This is a genomic window from Sphingomonas sp. RS2018 (assembly GCF_054489605.1).
Genome location: NZ_JBTMWL010000001.1, coordinates 867,454 through 882,318 on the forward strand (window position 1 = coordinate 867,454; position 14,865 = coordinate 882,318).

At 69.0% G+C, this 14,865-nt stretch carries 19 protein-coding genes and 1 tRNA gene; 13 read left to right on the forward strand and 7 right to left on the reverse strand.

Going from position 1 to position 14,865, the window contains the following annotated elements:
• The first annotated feature begins 24 nt into the window (after positions 1-24).
• The 4 genes from ACX40P_RS04325 (at position 25) to ACX40P_RS04340 (ending at position 3,016) form a co-directional block, all read left to right on the forward strand.
• The gene (locus ACX40P_RS04325) at positions 25-702 is read left to right on the forward strand and encodes a DUF1013 domain-containing protein (RefSeq protein WP_459125043.1); all 678 of its coding nucleotides are present in this window, start codon (positions 25-27) and stop codon (positions 700-702) included.
• A 324-nt stretch (positions 703-1,026) separates the two neighbouring features.
• Positions 1,027-1,896, forward strand: a complete 870-nt coding sequence (locus ACX40P_RS04330; RefSeq protein ID WP_459125044.1) for a dienelactone hydrolase family protein — start codon at positions 1,027-1,029, stop codon at positions 1,894-1,896.
• A 26-nt stretch (positions 1,897-1,922) separates the two neighbouring features.
• Complete coding sequence (locus ACX40P_RS04335) at positions 1,923-2,540, forward strand: glutathione S-transferase family protein (protein ID WP_459125045.1); 618 nt, start codon at positions 1,923-1,925, stop codon at positions 2,538-2,540.
• 77 nt (positions 2,541-2,617) lie between these two features.
• Positions 2,618-3,016, forward strand: a complete 399-nt coding sequence (locus tag ACX40P_RS04340) for a hypothetical protein (RefSeq protein ID WP_459125046.1) — start codon at positions 2,618-2,620, stop codon at positions 3,014-3,016.
• A 23-nt stretch (positions 3,017-3,039) separates the two neighbouring features.
• Here the strand turns inward: ACX40P_RS04340 and ACX40P_RS04345 are convergent, their stop codons facing one another.
• The 4 genes from ACX40P_RS04345 to ACX40P_RS04360 form a co-directional block, all read right to left on the reverse strand.
• Positions 3,040-3,606 carry a hemerythrin domain-containing protein gene (locus ACX40P_RS04345; protein WP_459125047.1) on the reverse strand — a complete coding sequence of 189 codons (567 nt, stop codon included), beginning with the start codon at positions 3,604-3,606 and terminating at the stop codon, positions 3,040-3,042.
• Complete coding sequence (locus ACX40P_RS04350; RefSeq protein WP_459125048.1) at positions 3,603-3,818, reverse strand: DUF1289 domain-containing protein; 216 nt, start codon at positions 3,816-3,818, stop codon at positions 3,603-3,605. The genes ACX40P_RS04345 and ACX40P_RS04350 overlap by 4 nt, the downstream gene beginning before the upstream one ends.
• 18 nt (positions 3,819-3,836) lie before the next feature.
• Positions 3,837-5,378: a DEAD/DEAH box helicase gene (locus ACX40P_RS04355; RefSeq protein WP_459125049.1), complete on the reverse strand. Its 1,542-nt coding sequence runs from the start codon at positions 5,376-5,378 to the stop codon at positions 3,837-3,839.
• A 112-nt stretch (positions 5,379-5,490) separates the two neighbouring features.
• Positions 5,491-5,985 (reverse strand): hypothetical protein, encoded by a 495-nt coding sequence (locus tag ACX40P_RS04360; RefSeq protein WP_459125050.1) that lies wholly within the window; start codon positions 5,983-5,985, stop codon positions 5,491-5,493.
• An 82-nt stretch (positions 5,986-6,067) separates the two neighbouring features.
• On the opposite strand from ACX40P_RS04360, the gene ACX40P_RS04365 reads away from it, so the two are divergent.
• Both ACX40P_RS04365 and ACX40P_RS04370 read left to right on the forward strand, forming a co-directional pair.
• Positions 6,068-7,498, forward strand: coding sequence for an FAD-binding oxidoreductase (locus ACX40P_RS04365; protein WP_459125051.1), 1,431 nt, complete (start codon positions 6,068-6,070; stop codon positions 7,496-7,498).
• Between the two features lie 50 nt (positions 7,499-7,548).
• Positions 7,549-8,106, forward strand: a complete 558-nt coding sequence (locus tag ACX40P_RS04370) for a cytochrome b (protein WP_459125052.1) — start codon at positions 7,549-7,551, stop codon at positions 8,104-8,106.
• 188 nt (positions 8,107-8,294) lie between these two features.
• On the opposite strand, the gene ACX40P_RS04375 is transcribed toward ACX40P_RS04370, so the two are convergent.
• A complete protein-coding gene (locus ACX40P_RS04375) occupies positions 8,295-9,134 on the reverse strand; it encodes an N-formylglutamate amidohydrolase (protein ID WP_459125053.1) in 840 nt (279 codons plus the stop codon).
• 113 nt (positions 9,135-9,247) lie between these two features.
• Between ACX40P_RS04375 and cpdR the strand changes: the two genes are divergently transcribed.
• Positions 9,248-9,625: a cell cycle two-component system response regulator CpdR gene (cpdR, locus tag ACX40P_RS04380; RefSeq protein ID WP_459125054.1), complete on the forward strand. Its 378-nt coding sequence runs from the start codon at positions 9,248-9,250 to the stop codon at positions 9,623-9,625.
• Positions 9,626-9,696: 71 nt separating this feature from the next.
• Positions 9,697-9,771: transfer RNA gene (locus ACX40P_RS04385), tRNA-Val, on the forward strand.
• A gap of 50 nt (positions 9,772-9,821) precedes the next feature.
• On the opposite strand, the gene ACX40P_RS04390 is transcribed toward ACX40P_RS04385, so the two are convergent.
• Entirely contained in the window at positions 9,822-11,075 is a 1,254-nt protein-coding gene (locus ACX40P_RS04390; protein WP_459125055.1) for an NAD(P)/FAD-dependent oxidoreductase, read from the reverse strand.
• 149 nt (positions 11,076-11,224) lie between these two features.
• On the opposite strand from ACX40P_RS04390, the gene ACX40P_RS04395 reads away from it, so the two are divergent.
• The gene (locus ACX40P_RS04395; RefSeq protein WP_459125056.1) at positions 11,225-11,710 is read left to right on the forward strand and encodes a GAF domain-containing protein; all 486 of its coding nucleotides are present in this window, start codon (positions 11,225-11,227) and stop codon (positions 11,708-11,710) included.
• Positions 11,711-11,933: 223 nt separating this feature from the next.
• Here ACX40P_RS04395 and ACX40P_RS04400 read toward each other — a convergent pair whose 3' ends face one another.
• Positions 11,934-12,389: a universal stress protein gene (locus ACX40P_RS04400; RefSeq protein ID WP_459125057.1), complete on the reverse strand. Its 456-nt coding sequence runs from the start codon at positions 12,387-12,389 to the stop codon at positions 11,934-11,936.
• A 136-nt stretch (positions 12,390-12,525) separates the two neighbouring features.
• On the opposite strand from ACX40P_RS04400, the gene ACX40P_RS04405 reads away from it, so the two are divergent.
• Genes ACX40P_RS04405 through ACX40P_RS04420 form a run of 4 tightly spaced genes read left to right on the forward strand, consistent with a single transcriptional unit; the run spans position 12,526 to position 14,861 of the window.
• The gene (locus ACX40P_RS04405) at positions 12,526-13,830 is read left to right on the forward strand and encodes a pyruvate dehydrogenase complex dihydrolipoamide acetyltransferase (RefSeq protein ID WP_459125058.1); all 1,305 of its coding nucleotides are present in this window, start codon (positions 12,526-12,528) and stop codon (positions 13,828-13,830) included.
• A gap of 19 nt (positions 13,831-13,849) precedes the next feature.
• Positions 13,850-14,053, forward strand: coding sequence for a hypothetical protein (locus ACX40P_RS04410; protein WP_459125059.1), 204 nt, complete (start codon positions 13,850-13,852; stop codon positions 14,051-14,053).
• Positions 14,050-14,445 carry an acyl-CoA thioesterase gene (locus ACX40P_RS04415; protein ID WP_459125060.1) on the forward strand — a complete coding sequence of 132 codons (396 nt, stop codon included), beginning with the start codon at positions 14,050-14,052 and terminating at the stop codon, positions 14,443-14,445. Before ACX40P_RS04410 ends, ACX40P_RS04415 begins: the two co-directional genes overlap by 4 nt.
• On the forward strand, positions 14,442-14,861 hold the full coding sequence (locus ACX40P_RS04420) for a hypothetical protein (protein WP_459125061.1): 420 nt from the start codon (positions 14,442-14,444) through the stop codon (positions 14,859-14,861). Before ACX40P_RS04415 ends, ACX40P_RS04420 begins: the two co-directional genes overlap by 4 nt.
• Positions 14,862-14,865 lie beyond the last annotated feature (4 nt).

A 14,865-nucleotide genomic window follows, 5' to 3' on the forward strand; every position in this document is an offset into this window, starting at 1 on the left:
CTATTCGTTTCTGGAGACTTTTCCGTGGCCCAGCCGCTCATGCCGCACGCGACCGCCTCCTGGCTGGTCGACAATACCGCGCTCAGCTTCGAGCAGATCGCCGACTTCTGCGGCCTCCATATCCTGGAGATCCAGGCGATCGCCGACGATACCGCGTCGTCGAAGCTGACCGGGCGTGACCCCGTGCGCGCGCACGAGCTGACGATGGAAGAGATCGAGAAGGGGCAGGACGATCCCGACTATCGACTGGTGATGCTGAAGGGGCCGGAGCAGGTCCGCCGCACCAAGGGGCCGCGCTACACCCCGGTCAGCAAGCGGCAGGACAAGCCGGACGGCATCGCCTGGATCATCCGCAACCATCCCGAGATTTCGGACGGCGCGATCGGCAAGCTGATCGGCACCACCCGCACGACCATCGCCGCGATCCGCGACCGCAGCCACTGGAACATCGCCAACATCACGCCGAAGGATCCGGTGACGCTGGGCCTGACGTCGCAGCGCGAGCTGGACGCGCTGGTCGCCAAGGCGGCGAAGGCGGCGGGCATCGAGGCGCCGACCGACGAGCGGCTGGCCGGCGACCGCGAGGCGCTGTTGACCCAGCTGCGCGCCGAGCGTGAACAGGCCGCGCGCGATGCCGAGGGTGGCGGCGAGGTCGAGACCGGGCCGGTGCAGCATACCGCCGAGACGCTGTTCAAGAGCTGAGCTTTGGGTGGGTGGGGGACTGGATCCCTCCGTCCCCCACCCGTTCGCCCTGAGCTTGTCGAAGCCTGTCCTGAGCGACTGCCGCAGGCAGGCAGTCGAAGGGGGCTACCCTTCTTCGTGCCGCACGTGTCGCCCGAAGAAAAGGGCAGGGCTTCGACAGGCTCAGCCCGAACGGTGATGGGGCTATCCAGCCCGAACGGTGACGGGACGATACTGTACGCGACCGTGCCCGGACGGCGCGCGCGTGATGTCGGTCAACCACCGCATGACCTGCCGCACCCGGCGGTGTAGGCTCTCCCCAACCTGAGTCGAGGAGAGTGCCCCGTGTGCGACGAACTGACCGCCGATGACAACGAACGCTATCTGGCCGATGGCGCGGTCAGCCGTCGCCGGTTCGGGGCGATTACCGCCGCTGCCGGCGTGATCGCGATCCTGCCGCAGCCCGCCGATGCGCAGAAGGTCACCGGCCGCGATGTCGTGATCGATACGCCCGACGGGCAGGCGCAGGCCTATTTCGTGGCACCCGCCAAGGGCAAGGCGCCGGCTGTGCTGGTATGGCCCGACGTCTATGGCCTGCGCCCGGCGTTCCGGCAGATGGCCGATCGGCTGGCGCAATCGGGCTATGCCGTGCTCGTCGTCAACCAGTTCTACCGCTCGACGAAGGCGCCGTTCATCAAGGCGGGCGAGAGCTTCGACCAGCCCGAGGTGCGGGCGCGCATCAGTCCGTGGCGCGAGCTGCTGACGCCGACCGCCGTTGCCAGCGATGCGCGTGCGTTCACCACGTGGATCGACCGCCAGCCATCGGTCGACACGAAGCGGGGCATGGCCAGCACCGGCTATTGCATGGGCGGACCGCTGGTCCTCTTCACCGCAGGCGAGCGGCCGGACCGCATCCGTGCGGCCGCGACCTTCCACGGCGGCGGGATGGCGACCGACAAGCCCGACAGCCCGCACCTGCTGATCCCGAAGATGAAGGCGAGCTTCCTGATCGCGGTCGCGCAGAACGACGATCAGCGCAATCCGCAGGAGAAGGAGACGCTGCGCACTGCCTTCGCCGCGGCAAAGCTGGCGGCCGAGATCGAGGTCTATCCGGCGATGCACGGTTGGTGCCCGCCCGACAGCCGGGTCTACAATGCCGAGCAGGCGGAAAAGGCCTGGGCGCGGCAGCTCGCGCTGTTCAAGCGCGCGCTCTGATCGGGGAAGATGACGGGAGAGGGACGATGACCGGATTGACGCTCTACACCAACCCGATGTCGCGCGGCCGCATCGCGCGGTGGATGATGGAGGAGGTGGGCGAGCCGTACGAGACGGTGATCGTCCAGTTCGGTGACGACACCATCCGCGCCGCGAACCCGATGGCGAAGGTGCCGACGCTGACCCACGGCGACCGGACGGTCACCGAGGCGGCGGCGATCTGCGCCTATATGGCCGACGCGTTCCCGGCAGCCGGCCTCGCGCCCGACACCGGCGACCGCGCCGCTTACTACCGCTGGCTGTTCTTCGCCGCCGGTCCGCTGGAGCAGGCAGTGACCAGCCGCTCGCTCGGCTGGACGCCGACCCCTGAGCAGGAGGGGATGGTCGGCTTCGGCAACTACGACCGCGTGGTCGATACGCTGGACGAGGCGGTGACGGCGGCGGGCGATGGCTGGCTGACCGGCGACCGCTTCACCGCGGCTGATCTGTATGTCGGCGCGCATCTCGGCTGGGGACTCGGCTTCGGGACGTTGCCGAAACGCGATGCCTTCGTCGCCTTCGTGGAACGCGTAAACGCCCGCCCGGCGGCGATCCGCGCGAGCGAGATCGACGACGCGCTGATCGCGGAGATGAAGCGCGGGTGAGGGCGACGGGGGCGCTAAGTCTGCTGCTGCTGTCCGGCTGCGGCGGGGCGCCGACACCCCCGGCTGCACCTGACGCGGTGACGGCCAACGCCGCGCTGGCGGCGCTGGTCGATCTGGAGCGCAACGTCGTCGAGGGCCGCAAGAGCGAGTGGCGGCGCTGCGCGACCTTCGTCCGCGTGGAGGACGGAGCGGCGCGGGGCCGGGCGGATGCGGCGCGTGGCGAACGGCTGTTCCTGACGCATTTCTCCGGCGGGCTGGCGGTCACGGAGATCGCCCCAGGTATCGCGTCGTGCGCGCCGATCGATGTGGAGGGGCATCATCGTTATCCGACGCTCAGCGGGTGCGGCGATGTCGTGGGTGACGGCCATGCAGAGGACTGCGCCTGCGAACGCGCGGAGATGGCGTACAAGGCGGCGTATAATCGCGCCGTGCTGGCGGCGCATCCCGACGCGCGGGCGCGAAACTGTCGGTCGTAGCGCGGTCAGCTGCCCGCGTTCGATCAGTGGCCGATGCTGCGCTCGCCGTGCTCGAGCAGGGCGGGAATGACGATGTCTTCCTCGTCGGCGAGATGACGTCCAAGTAGCGCGCGCAACTCGGCAATGGCCGCCGCGCTGGCATCGATCGCACGGCGGCGGTCGTCGCTGGCGGATGCGGCGAGCATCGCGCGGGCGGTGTCGATGGTGGCGTGGAGGCGCTGGTCGATCAGGACGTGATCGGCCTCGAGCAGTTCGAAGCCGCGCTCCATGCGCGGATCGAGCGCGCGGAAGCGCGGGAAATAGGCGCCGTCCTCGATCCGGTGATGTGCGTCGAGATGCTGGAGGAAGCCGTTGAACGCCGGCACGAAGCGCGGGGTGGCCTGAGACAGGTCGGCACGACCGGCCTGCACCTCCTCCAGCAGCGTCATGAGGATGCTGGCTTCGCCGCGCAACGTGTCGTGGATGTGGAGCCAGAAGCCGGCGAGTTCGCCGAAGTTGCGGTGGGTGCGCCACGTCGGTTGCGGATGGCCAGCGCGCAGATAGGCGATCGTGTCGGGCAGCCCGGTGCGGTCGGGCAGGTCGAGTGTCATGCCTTGCACTCCCCCAGCGTCGTCATCCGCGCCGGCAGCTTCGCGAGCACGGTATGACGACCCTCGTCGCCGAGCGTGGTCCATGCGCCGATCTCCGCGCCGGTCCGCCCGCAACCACGGCACCAGCCGGTGGCGGTGTCGAGCCGGCAGACTCCGGTGCAGGGACTGTCGAGCCGGATCGGCGCTTCATAGGCGAACAGATCGTCGTCCATCGACGCCGCGAGCCGCGGTCAGCGGCCCAGCTTCACGTTCAGGAACGAGGGCATCGGGCCGTTCCAGCCGTCGTCGGGCCCATCGTCCTCCGGCGCGCGGCGGCGGCGGTCGTCGTCGCGACGCGGCGGGCGGATGTCGTCGCGGCGGGGCGGGCGGATGTCGTCGCGGGGGCGTTCTGTTCGAACGGCGTCGTCGCGACGGGGTGCTTCGGCATCGCGCGAGCGGTCCTCGCGCGGACGCTCGGCGCGCGGCTCTTCGGTGCGGACCGGACGAGGGGCATCGCGCTCGCGGCGGGGGCGGGCGGGGGCGGCTTCGGCGACGGGCGCCGGTGCTGCTTCGACGACGGCGGCTTCCGCTGCCGGACGGCGGCCGCGGCGGGGGCGTTCGACCGGGGCATCGCGGACCGGAGCTTCACGTGACGGCGCGCTGCGTCCGCGGCCTTCCGCCGCGACGTCGAGGCGCGGGATAGTCTGGCCGGTCAGCTTTTCGATATTGGCGACGTTCTCGGCATCCTCATCGGTGATGAGGGTGTAGGCGACGCCGGTCGCGCCCGCGCGGCCGGTGCGGCCGATGCGGTGGACGTAATCGTCGGGATGCCAGGGCGCGTCATAGTTGAAGACGTGGCTCACGCCCTTGATATCCAGCCCGCGCGCGGCGACGTCGCTGGCGACCAGGATGTTGATCTCGCCCGCCTTGAACAGGTCGAGCTCGGCGATGCGCTGCGGCTGTTCCATGTCGCCGTGGATCTCCCCCGAACGGAAGCCGGCCTGGCGCAACGACTTGTTCAGGTCGCGCACCGTCGTCTTGCGGTTGCAGAAGATGATCGCGTTCGTCACCTCCTCCTGTCGCAACAGCGTCGTCAGGATGTCGCGCTTGCCGCGCGAGGTCGCGGGGACGAGATGCTGCGCGATGTTGAGGTTGGTCGACGCCGGGCGCGACACCTCGATCGTCTTGGGATTCGACAGGAACTTGTCGGCCAGCTTCTTGATCGGCGGTGGCATCGTCGCGGAGAACAGCAACGTCTGCCGCGTCTTCGGGAGCTTCGTGCAGATTTCCTCGATGTCGGGGATGAACCCCATGTCGAGCATGCGATCCGCCTCGTCGATCACCAGCAGTTCGCACCCGGTCAGCAGGATCTTGCCACGCTGGAACAGGTCCATCAGGCGGCCGGGTGTGGCGATGAGGACATCGACGCCCTTTTCCAGCGCCTTCACCTGATCGCCCATCTGAACGCCGCCGATCAGCAGCGCCATCGAGAGCTTGTGGTTCTTGCCGTACTTCTCGAAATTCTCGGCGACCTGGGCGGCGAGCTCGCGCGTCGGCTCGAGGATCAGCGAGCGCGGCATGCGCGCGCGGCTGCGGCCATGGGCGAGGATGTCGATCATCGGCAGGACGAAGCTGGCGGTCTTGCCGGTGCCGGTCTGGGCGATGCCGATCAGGTCGCGCATCATCAGGACGGACGGGATCGCCGCCGCCTGGATCGCGGTCGGCTCGGTATAGCCCGATGTTTCCACCGCGCGCAGCAACTCGTCGGACAGGCCGAGATCGGCAAAACTCATGCAGGATATTTCCGGAAGATCAGGATAAGCGTCCGCCGCCGCGCGTACGCCCCTTTGCCGGTTGCCGATCGGGGCCGAATTGTCAAGTAAAACGGCCCGTCAGCACCAGTGTTCAGCGCGCCGGAACCAGCGCACGGAAGGAATCGATGCGACATTCGCCGCCGGCGCGCGAGCGGATCGAGTCCCGCGCAGCGCAGATCTTTCCATCCGCCGGGATCCGGACGTAGAAACCCGAATAGAAATCGAGCGCCGGGCAGGCGACATCGAACCGCGCGCGCAATCGCTTGCCGCCATTCAGCACGAGATCGACGCGATCGGCGCCGGCGATCGCGGCGGCCGCGAGATCACCCGCCGGAACGCAGCGATCCGCGCGCTTCTCCACCCAGCGGATCGGCGGCAGCCGGGTCTGCGCATTCGCCGCCAGCGGCGTACGGCCGACCGGCAGGCGCGGCACGCGGATGACCATGCGCTGTTCGATCGTGACGGTAGTGATCCGCGCGCCACCGGGGACCGGTGGGCGGGCCGCGGACGCGCCAGTGCGCTGCGCATCCACCGACCCTGCGGGGGTCAGCGCCAGCAGCGCGAGGAGGGAGAGGCGGCCGGCCATCATCGTGCCGCCCGCATGGGCGAGACGATTTGAACGGCGGATGAATTCGCGGTCATCACGATGGCATGCTAGTCGAGCCGCGATGACGACACCAGCACAGGCCGCGCTGATCGATCGGGTCCGGTCCCGTTTCGGGCCGCGCGCCGCCCTGACCGCGCCCGAAGACATCGCGCCGTGGACCACCGACTGGCGCGGGCGGTTTCATGGGACCACGCCCGGCATCCTGTCGCCCGCGGCCACGGCGGAGGTCGCCGCGACCGTCGGCTGGGCGCGGGAGATGGGCGTGCCGCTAGTGCCGCAGGGCGGGAATACCTCGATGGTCGGGGGAGCGACGCCGCCGGCGGAGGGATCGGCGCTGATCCTGTCGCTGCGGCGGATGAACCGGGTGCGATCGGTGTCGGCGGGCGACCGGCTGGCGGTGCCGGAGGCGGGCGTGATCCTGGCCGATCTGCATGCGGCGTCGGAAGGCGAGGGCATGCGCTTTCCCTTGACGCTCGGCGCGCGGGGGTCGGCGACGGTCGGGGGGCTCGTGTCGACCAATGCCGGGGGCACGCAGGTGCTACGCTGGGGGACGATGCGCGGGCTGGTGGCGGGACTCGAGGCGGTGTTGCCGGACGGGAGCGTTGTCGACGGGACGGCCGCGCTGAAGAAGGACAATCGCGGCTATGATCTCAACCAGCTGTTGATCGGGGCGGAGGGGACGTTGGGGATCGTGACGGCGGCGGCGCTGCGGCTGGCGCCAGCAATCGCGGCGCGCGCGGTGGCGTGGTGTGGCGTTGCAAGTCCACACGCGGCGCTGGCCCTGTTGCGACATCTGCAGGGTGTGACCGACACGATCGAGAGTTTCGAGATCGTATCGGGCGACAGCCTGGCGCAGGTTCTGCGCCACATTCCCGGCACGCGCGATCCGCTGATCGGACGCCACGTGTGGCATGTGCTGATCGAGGCGGTCGCGTCGGATGCGGCGCAGGAGCCGCCCGCCGCGCTGCTTGAACGTTTGCTGGCGCGGGCGCTGGCCAATGACAGCGTCGAAGATGCGGTGATCGCGGCGAGCGAGGCGCAGGCCGAAGCCTTCTGGCGCATCCGCGACTCGCTGTCGGAGGCCGAGCGCGCCAGCGGGCCGGCGGTGCAGCACGACATATCGGTGCCCGTGCCGCGGATGCCCGACTTCATGATCGACGGCGCGGCGGCCGCCGAGGCGGCGTTCCCCGGCACCCACGCCACCGCCTTCGGCCATCTGGGCGACGGCAACGTCCATTTCCACGTCCGAGCCGCGCCCGGCACCGATCCCGCAATTTTCTATGCCGAGCAGGCGGCGGCGATCACCCGGTTCGTCAACGACTTAGTGATTGCGGCGGGCGGCTCGATCTCCGCCGAACACGGCATCGGGCAGATGAAGATCGCCGAGCTCGCCCGCCTCGAATCGCCCGGCCGGCTGGCGGCGATGCGTGCGATCAAGACGGCGCTGGACCCGGCGGGGCTGTTCAATCCGGGCAAGCTGATCCCGGGTTGAAGGCGGCACCGCGCCCGCATAGGCTCGCACCTCGACCCAAGAGGATGCCCATGGCCCGCAGCACCGTCCGTACCGACCGCTACACCCGCGTCGCCATCGCCTTCCACTGGATCATCGCCGCGGCGATACTGTTCAACCTGTGGCTGGGCCTCGCGAACGACAGCCTGCCGAAGGACTGGAAGGTGATGCCGGTCCACAAGGCGATGGGGATCACGATCCTGGTGCTGGCGATCGCGCGGCTGGCGTGGCGGCTGACGCATCGACCGCCATCGCTGCCCGTCACCGCGCCGCCATGGGAGCGGCTGGCCGCGGCGGGCGCGCACTGGGGACTGTATGCGCTGACCATCCTGATCCCGCTGACCGGGTGGATGATGGTGTCGGGCACCGCGACCCGGCGACCGCTCGACTGGTTCGGTCTGTTCCCGCTGCCGTACCTGCCGGTGTCGGAAGGCCTAGGCGGGTTCGGGCATGATGCGCACGAGCTGCTGGCGTTCGCGATGATCGCGTTGATCCTGCTCCATGTGGCGGCGGCGCTGCGCCATCATTTCCTGCTGCGCGACGACACGTTGGTGCGAATGCTGCCGATCGTTCGCGCGCCAAGGCGCTGAAAACGCTCTACAAAAATCCGTATATTTTCACTCTTGAACCCGTTCGCCCGGTCCCTATATTCGATGAGTACCGCCGCTATGTCCCCCCTTTCGTAGCGCGGTATGACACGCCTTCGGGTGTGTCTCCTCCCTGAACCTTGGCCACCTCGGGCATTCGCCCGGGGTGGTTTTTTTCATTCCACGTTCGATTATTCGGCAGCCAGGGCGATCGGCAGCGCTTCGTCGATCAGCGCATCCATGATCGACCGCAGCAGCGCGGCGGTCGCGGCAAAACCGGGCCCTGCCTCCTGCCCCGATGCATCGAGATAGAGCGTGCGGTCGATCTCCAGCTGGATCGCATGGATGCCGCGCGCGGGGGCGGCGTGGCGTTCGAGGATGTGCCCGCCGGCATAGGGCGCGTTGGCGGCGCATCGCAGTTGCGCGCCGCGTACCACGCCCTCGATCCGGCTGGAGAAGCGCGCGCCGGCGCTGCGCCCGAACCGGTCGCCGATAACGATGCGTGGCGCTTCCGGCATCGCGACCGGCGGCATCGAGTGGATATCGAGCAGGATCGCGATGCCGAACCGCGCCCGCGCCGCCGCCAGCATCGTCGCCAGCGCTTCGTGATAGGGGCGGTGATCCTGTGCGATCCGCGCGGCGATCTCGGCGCCGGTGAAGCGCCGGTTCCAGATGTCGGCATTGCCGCTGGCGCGCCGCGGCACGAGACCCAGCCCGGCGCGGACCTTCGGCGAGGCATGCGGCGTGGCGGTGGCGACCGCGCCGTCGTCGACCCGCGCGTCGCGCTCGCGCTCGGCGCGGTTCAGGTCGATCCACGCGCGGGGCGTGCGCGCGACGATCATCGTCTCGTTTCCGCGCGCCGCCAGCGCCAGCGTGTCGACCAGCCGGTCCTCCAGTGGCAGCAGCGCGGCGGGCGGCACGCGCAACGCCCGGAGCAGATCGGGGGCATAGGCGCGCCCGGCATGGGGAACGGACAGGATCAGCGGCGTTTCGGGCGCGGCCGGGCCGAAGCGATCGAAACCTGTGTCCACGCCCTCGACGCTAGCGCCCGCGCAGGTTTCGGGCAACGCCGTGCGACTTCGCTGGAATTTGTTAAGTGACGGTCGCATAAAGGATACCGCAGAGGCGGGCGCGCGAGGATGCGATGATACGGATTTTGTTGGCCGAAGACGATTCGGTGATGCGCGAATATCTGACGCGGGCGCTGGAGCGCTCGGGCTATGCCGTCGCGGCGGTGGACCGGGGGACCGAGGCGCTGCCGCTTCTGGAGGCGGAGCGGTTCGACCTGCTGCTGACCGACATCGTGATGCCCGAGATGGACGGCATCGAACTGGCGCAGCGCTGTGCCGAGATCGCGCCGCACACGCGCGTGATGTTCATCACCGGCTTCGCCGCAGTGACGCTGAAGGCCGGCGAGGCGATGCCGCAGGCGCGCGTGCTGTCCAAGCCGTTCCACCTGCGCGACCTGGTGATGGAAGTGGACCGCATGTTCGAAGTCGGCACCGCCAGCGGCCTCAACTGACAGCCGCTACGACGAAGCGGGTTGCGGAAGCCGAACCGGCCCGCTAAAGGCCCGCTTCCCGCAAGGGCCGTGGGCGTGTAGCTCAGTGGTAGAGCACTGTGTTGACATCGCAGGGGTCGCAAGTTCAATCCTTGCCACGCCCACCATTAAAAACCCCGCCCGGCCGATAGCCTGGCGGGGTTTTTATGTTTTCGGGCTATTTCTCGGTGCCTTCGGGCGACCGCGCGGCTAGTTCCTTGAGCGGTGTGGCGGCGTCGGCGACGGCTTCGGGGGGTAGCGCGGCGCGGGCGAGTACGAGGGCGCGGCCCTGGACATAGTCCTTCACGGCGTTGACGCAGTCGAGCGCGACGATGCGGCCATCGCGGTAATAGACGATGCTGAAGCTGCGCGTGGCGGGATCGCCGCGCAGGACGCTGTGATCGTGGCCGGCCGATAGTCCGACGGTCTGGAGCTTCAGGTCGAACTGGTTCGACCAGAACCACGGCACCGCATCATAGGGGGCGGCCGCGCCGGTCAGGACGCGGGCGACCGTGGTCGCCTGGTCGTTGGCGTTTTGCACCGATTCGACGCGGATCGTCGCGCCATCGGCATAGGCGTTGGCATGGGCGGCGCAGTCGCCGATCGCGAACACGTCCGTCAGGCTGGTGCGGCCATAGGCATCGACCAGAACGCCGGTGTCGCCGGCGGCGCCGGCCGCAAGCAGCGGCGCGACCGCGGGGACGATGCCGATGCCGACGATCACCATGTCGCAGGGCAGGACCTCGCCGTCGGCTAGGCGGACTCCCGATACGGTGCCGTTGCTTTCTTCGATGCATGCCACCGCAGTGCCGAGTCTGATGTCCACGCCATGCGCGCGATGCTCCGCCTCGTAGAAGCGCGACAGGACCGAACCTGCGACGCGCGCGAGCACGCGGTCCTGCGTCTCGACCACGACGACCTGCTTGCCGAGCTTGCTGAGAACGGCAGCCGCCTCGAGGCCGATATAGCCGCCGCCGATCACCACGACGCGCCGAGTGCGCGGCAGTTCGTCCATCAGCCGGTCGACATCGGCGCGGGCGCGGATCGCGTGGACCCCGGCGATGTCGTGCCCGGCGCAGGTCAGCCGTCGCGGTGCACCGCCGGTCGCCCAGATCAGCGTGCCATAGGCCAGCAGGTCGCCATCGGCGAGCGACACGCGCTTCGCCGCCGGATCGACCGCGGTGACCGCGCGGCCGAGCAACAGCGCCACGTCGCGATCCTGCCAGAAGCCAAGCGGCCGGATCAGCATCCGTTCAAACGGCTTGTCGCGTGCCAGATACTCCTTCGACAGCGGGGGGCGTTCGTAGGGCGGATCGGGTTCGTCGCCGACGATCGCGATCGAGCCGGCAAACTTGCGATGGCGCAGGGCGATCGCTGCCTGTGCGCCGGCGTGGCCGCCGCCGACGATCAATATGTCATGAAATTGGGTCATGCTGCATCGGCCTCGATCCGGTCGCGGCGACTGGTGGCGACATCGTCGGCATTTCGTCAAGCGTCGCCGATGCGGCATCTGTCACCGCGGCGGCGGATCGCCTATTTACGGCGAAAGCGCGACCGGATCGCGGACCTGAGGACCATGTCATGTATGATTTTGCGATCGAGGCGAGCGACAAGGCCGCGCTGTACCGCGAGTTGTCGGGCGCGCTCGACGCGCTGACCGCGGACGAGCCCGATGGTATCGCCAACATGGCGAACGCGGCAGCGCTGTTGTGGCAGTATCTGCCCGACCTGAACTGGGCGGGCTTCTACCGCGCGGTCGGCGACGGGCTGGTGCTCGGGCCGTTCCAGGGCAAGGTCGCGTGCATCCGCATTCCGCTTGGCAAGGGCGTGTGCGGTACGGCGGCGGCGACGCGCGAGACGCAGCTGGTGGCCGACGTTCACGTCTTTCCGGGCCATATCGCCTGCGATGCGGCGAGCGCGGCGGAGCTGGTGGTGCCGATCGTCACGCAGGGGCGGCTGATCGGCGTACTCGACCTCGATAGCCCGATACCCGGACGATTCGATGCCGGCGACGCGGCGGGGTGCGAGGCGATGATGCGGCTGCTGGCGCCGCGGCTGGTGGATTGAGCGCGCATCCCGGATCGGGACGGAGTTAACTTTCGTTCACCGTTCCCGCTACCGATCGACGCGGTTATGCAGGTCGACAGGTTAAGCGCTGCATCGGTGGGGGCCGACGGAAACGCGAGACCGCATCGACGCTGTGCACCGCCGCAGCGGCGCGACTTTCGGGCGGGATCGTTATTCCCTTTTCGGTTCCGCCCGGATCTGCGTTTTCCGAGGACGATGCGTCCTAGCTGACCCGGTCAATATCCTCCGTCGTCAGCGCGCCGGGGACGATCATGATCGGCACCGTCAGGCTGCCCGCATCGGCGCCGGCGAAATGGGCGACCAGGGGGCCGGGCGGGCCGCTGGCGGCGGCGCCGAGCACCAGTGCGGCGACATCGGGGTTTTCGGCGATCATCTCGCGGACGATCTTCGGCCCATCGCCCTGGCGGACGACGATCGAGGGCGTCATGCCCGATTCCGCAATCAGGTTGCCGGCCGCGCGCAGCACGATGGCGTCCGCGTGTTCGCGCGCCTCCTCCTCGATCATCGCCTGCACGCCGCCCCACTGGACGAACTCGGCGGGCGCGATGAGCGCGAGGATAACGATCCCGCCGCCGGTGCGGACAGCGCGGCGCGCGGCGAAGCGCAGCGCATTCTCGGCCTCAGGACTGTCGTCGACCACCACCAGATAGGTGCGCATGGCAAATCCCCCTCAACCCCGTGGAGTGACGCAAGCGTGCGTTTGACGCAAGCGTCAGCCTTGACCCGGACGGGCGCGGGCGCGAGAGAGAAGGCCATTCAGGAAGAACCGGCGTTCAGGAAATACAGGAACCGTCATGGCGATTGACCTCAAGATGCCCGCGCTGTCCCCGACGATGGAGGAGGGCACGCTCGCCAAGTGGCTGGTGAAGGAAGGCGACGTCGTGAAGGCCGGCGACCTGCTCGCCGAGATCGAGACCGACAAGGCGACGATGGAGTTCGAGGCGGTCGACGAAGGCACGATCGCGAAGATCCTGGTCGCCGAGGGGACGGACGGCGTGAAGGTCGGCACCGTGATCGCCACGATCGCCGCCGAGGGCGAGGATGCGTCGGCGGCGGAGGCTCCGAAGGCGGAGGCGCCCAAGGTGGAGCCGGCCAAGGCCGAAGCGCTCAAGGCGGAAGACGCGAAGCCTGCCGAAGCGCCCAAGGCTGCCGCTGCGGCTGCACCGCAGGCGACCGGTGACCGCGTGAAGGCCTCGCCGCTCGCACGCCGGATCGCGTCGGAGAAGGGCGTCGAGCTGTCGGCGCTGTCGGGGTCGGGCCCGAACGGCCGGATCGTGAAGGCGGACGTCGAGGGCGCGAAGGCGGCGCCTGCCGCCAAGGCCGCCGATGCCGCGCCGGGCGCCGCTGCTGCCACGCCGGCCCCCGCCGCCGCGCCTGCGGCACCGGCCAAGGTGTGGTGGGACGAGAGCATTCCGCATTCGGTCGAGAAGCTCAGCAACATCCGCAAGACGATCGCACGCCGCCTGACCGAATCGAAGCAGACGGTGCCGCACATCTATCTGACGGTGGATATCCGTCTGGATGCGCTGCTGAAGCTGCGCGGTGACCTGAACAAGGCGCTGGAAGCGCGCGGCGTGAAGCTGTCGGTCAACGACCTGCTCATCAAGGCGCTGGGCGTGGCGCTCGAAGCTACGCCGAAGTGCAACGTCACCTACGCCGGCGATTCGCTGGTCAGCTACACGCGCGCCGACGTGTCGGTCGCGGTGTCGACGCCGACCGGGCTCATCACCCCGATCATCCGCGATGCCGCCAATGCGTCGCCGTCGAGCATCTCCACGCAGATGAAGGAGCTCGCCGGCCGTGCCAAGGAAGGCAAGCTGAAGCCGGAAGAATATCAGGGCGGCACCGCGTCGCTCAGCAACATGGGCATGTTCAGCATCAAGCAGTTCGAGGCGGTCATCAACCCGCCGCAGGGCATGATCATGGCGATCGGCGCGGGCGAGAAGCGCCCATACATCGTCGACGACGCGCTGAGCGTGGCGACGGTGATGTCGGCGACGGGCAGCTTCGATCACCGTGCGATCGACGGCGCCGACGGCGCGCAGCTGATGCAGGCGTTCAAGGCGCTGGTCGAATCGCCGCTCGGCATGATCGCCTGATCGGGAGCGGCGGCGGGCCATGCGCGTCCTGGTCGAGGTTCTGCACATCGCGATCGGTCTTGCCGCCGCCGCCCTGATCGTCGCGACCGCCGTATGGGCCTATCCACTGGCGCGGCACGAGATCGAGACCACCGGTTGGGTGGCCGCGGTCATCATCGTCCTGCTCGGCATCCGGCCGCTGCTCGCCGCCTATCGCATCGATCGGGAAACCCTGCGCAAATGACCGACCAGCGACCGTCGCAACAGCCGCCCGACCAGCAGCCCGCGATCCGCGTCACGACGATGCCGGCGGACGCCAATCCGTACGGCGATATCTTCGGCGGCTGGCTGATGAGCCAGATGGACATGGCCGCCGGCCTGGTCGCCTCGCGCCACGCGCATGGCCGCGCCGTGACGATCGCGGTGGAGGGGATGAAGTTCCACGCCCCCGTCGCGGTCGGCGACGAGGTGTCGGTCTACGCCAATCTGGTGAAGGTCGGCCGCACGTCGATGACGATCGACGTCGCCGCCTGGCGGCGCGGACGGCATGTCGAGGAAAGCTGCCTCGTGACGCAGGCGCAGTTTGTCTTCGTCGCGATCGACGAACACCGCCAGCCGCGACCGATCGCCGGATGAGCCTCCTCGCCTATCCGATCGCGCTGTTCGCCGCTTTGCCGACGACGCTGGCGGTGCTGGCGCTGTGGGTCGGCTATGCGAGAGTTGTGAACGGGGATCCGGCGGACAGTGTGTTCCTGGCGCTGGTGTTCCTGTTCGTGCCGCTCGTCTTCTTCGTGTCGGTGGTCGCCAATCTGGTCGCGCTGCTGGTCGGGCGCGGGGTCGCGCTGGTCGGGGCGGGGGCAGGGGACACCGTCACGATCGCGGCAGCCGGCGTGCTCGTCGTCGCGCTGTGCGCCTGGACGCAGCGGGGCGGGGGCGGCATGGGCCGCACCTCCGCCCCCGTCTCGCCCGGACCCGTCCTGCTCTTCGCGCTGACCGACATGACCATTCTCGCCGGCGGGCTCAGCCTGCTGCCGCGCAATCCCATTTCCTGAGGAG

Coding starts and splice junctions, on each gene's coding strand:
- ACX40P_RS04335 (WP_459125045.1), top strand. CDS start 1,923: ATGACCGGATTGACGCTCTACACCAACCCGATGTCGCGCGGCCGCATC.
- ACX40P_RS04345 (WP_459125047.1), bottom strand. CDS start 3,606: ATGACACTCGACCTGCCCGACCGCACCGGGCTGCCCGACACGATCGCC.
- ACX40P_RS04350 (WP_459125048.1), bottom strand. CDS start 3,818: ATGGACGACGATCTGTTCGCCTATGAAGCGCCGATCCGGCTCGACAGT.
- ACX40P_RS04355 (WP_459125049.1), bottom strand. CDS start 5,378: ATGAGTTTTGCCGATCTCGGCCTGTCCGACGAGTTGCTGCGCGCGGTG.
- ACX40P_RS04360 (WP_459125050.1), bottom strand. CDS start 5,985: ATGGCCGGCCGCCTCTCCCTCCTCGCGCTGCTGGCGCTGACCCCCGCA.
- ACX40P_RS04365 (WP_459125051.1), top strand. CDS start 6,068: ATGACGACACCAGCACAGGCCGCGCTGATCGATCGGGTCCGGTCCCGT.
- ACX40P_RS04370 (WP_459125052.1), top strand. CDS start 7,549: ATGGCCCGCAGCACCGTCCGTACCGACCGCTACACCCGCGTCGCCATC.
- cpdR (WP_459125054.1), top strand. CDS start 9,248: ATGATACGGATTTTGTTGGCCGAAGACGATTCGGTGATGCGCGAATAT.
- ACX40P_RS04390 (WP_459125055.1), bottom strand. CDS start 11,075: ATGACCCAATTTCATGACATATTGATCGTCGGCGGCGGCCACGCCGGC.
- ACX40P_RS04395 (WP_459125056.1), top strand. CDS start 11,225: ATGTATGATTTTGCGATCGAGGCGAGCGACAAGGCCGCGCTGTACCGC.
- ACX40P_RS04400 (WP_459125057.1), bottom strand. CDS start 12,389: ATGCGCACCTATCTGGTGGTGGTCGACGACAGTCCTGAGGCCGAGAAT.
- ACX40P_RS04405 (WP_459125058.1), top strand. CDS start 12,526: ATGGCGATTGACCTCAAGATGCCCGCGCTGTCCCCGACGATGGAGGAG.
- ACX40P_RS04410 (WP_459125059.1), top strand. CDS start 13,850: ATGCGCGTCCTGGTCGAGGTTCTGCACATCGCGATCGGTCTTGCCGCC.
- ACX40P_RS04415 (WP_459125060.1), top strand. CDS start 14,050: ATGACCGACCAGCGACCGTCGCAACAGCCGCCCGACCAGCAGCCCGCG.
- ACX40P_RS04420 (WP_459125061.1), top strand. CDS start 14,442: ATGAGCCTCCTCGCCTATCCGATCGCGCTGTTCGCCGCTTTGCCGACG.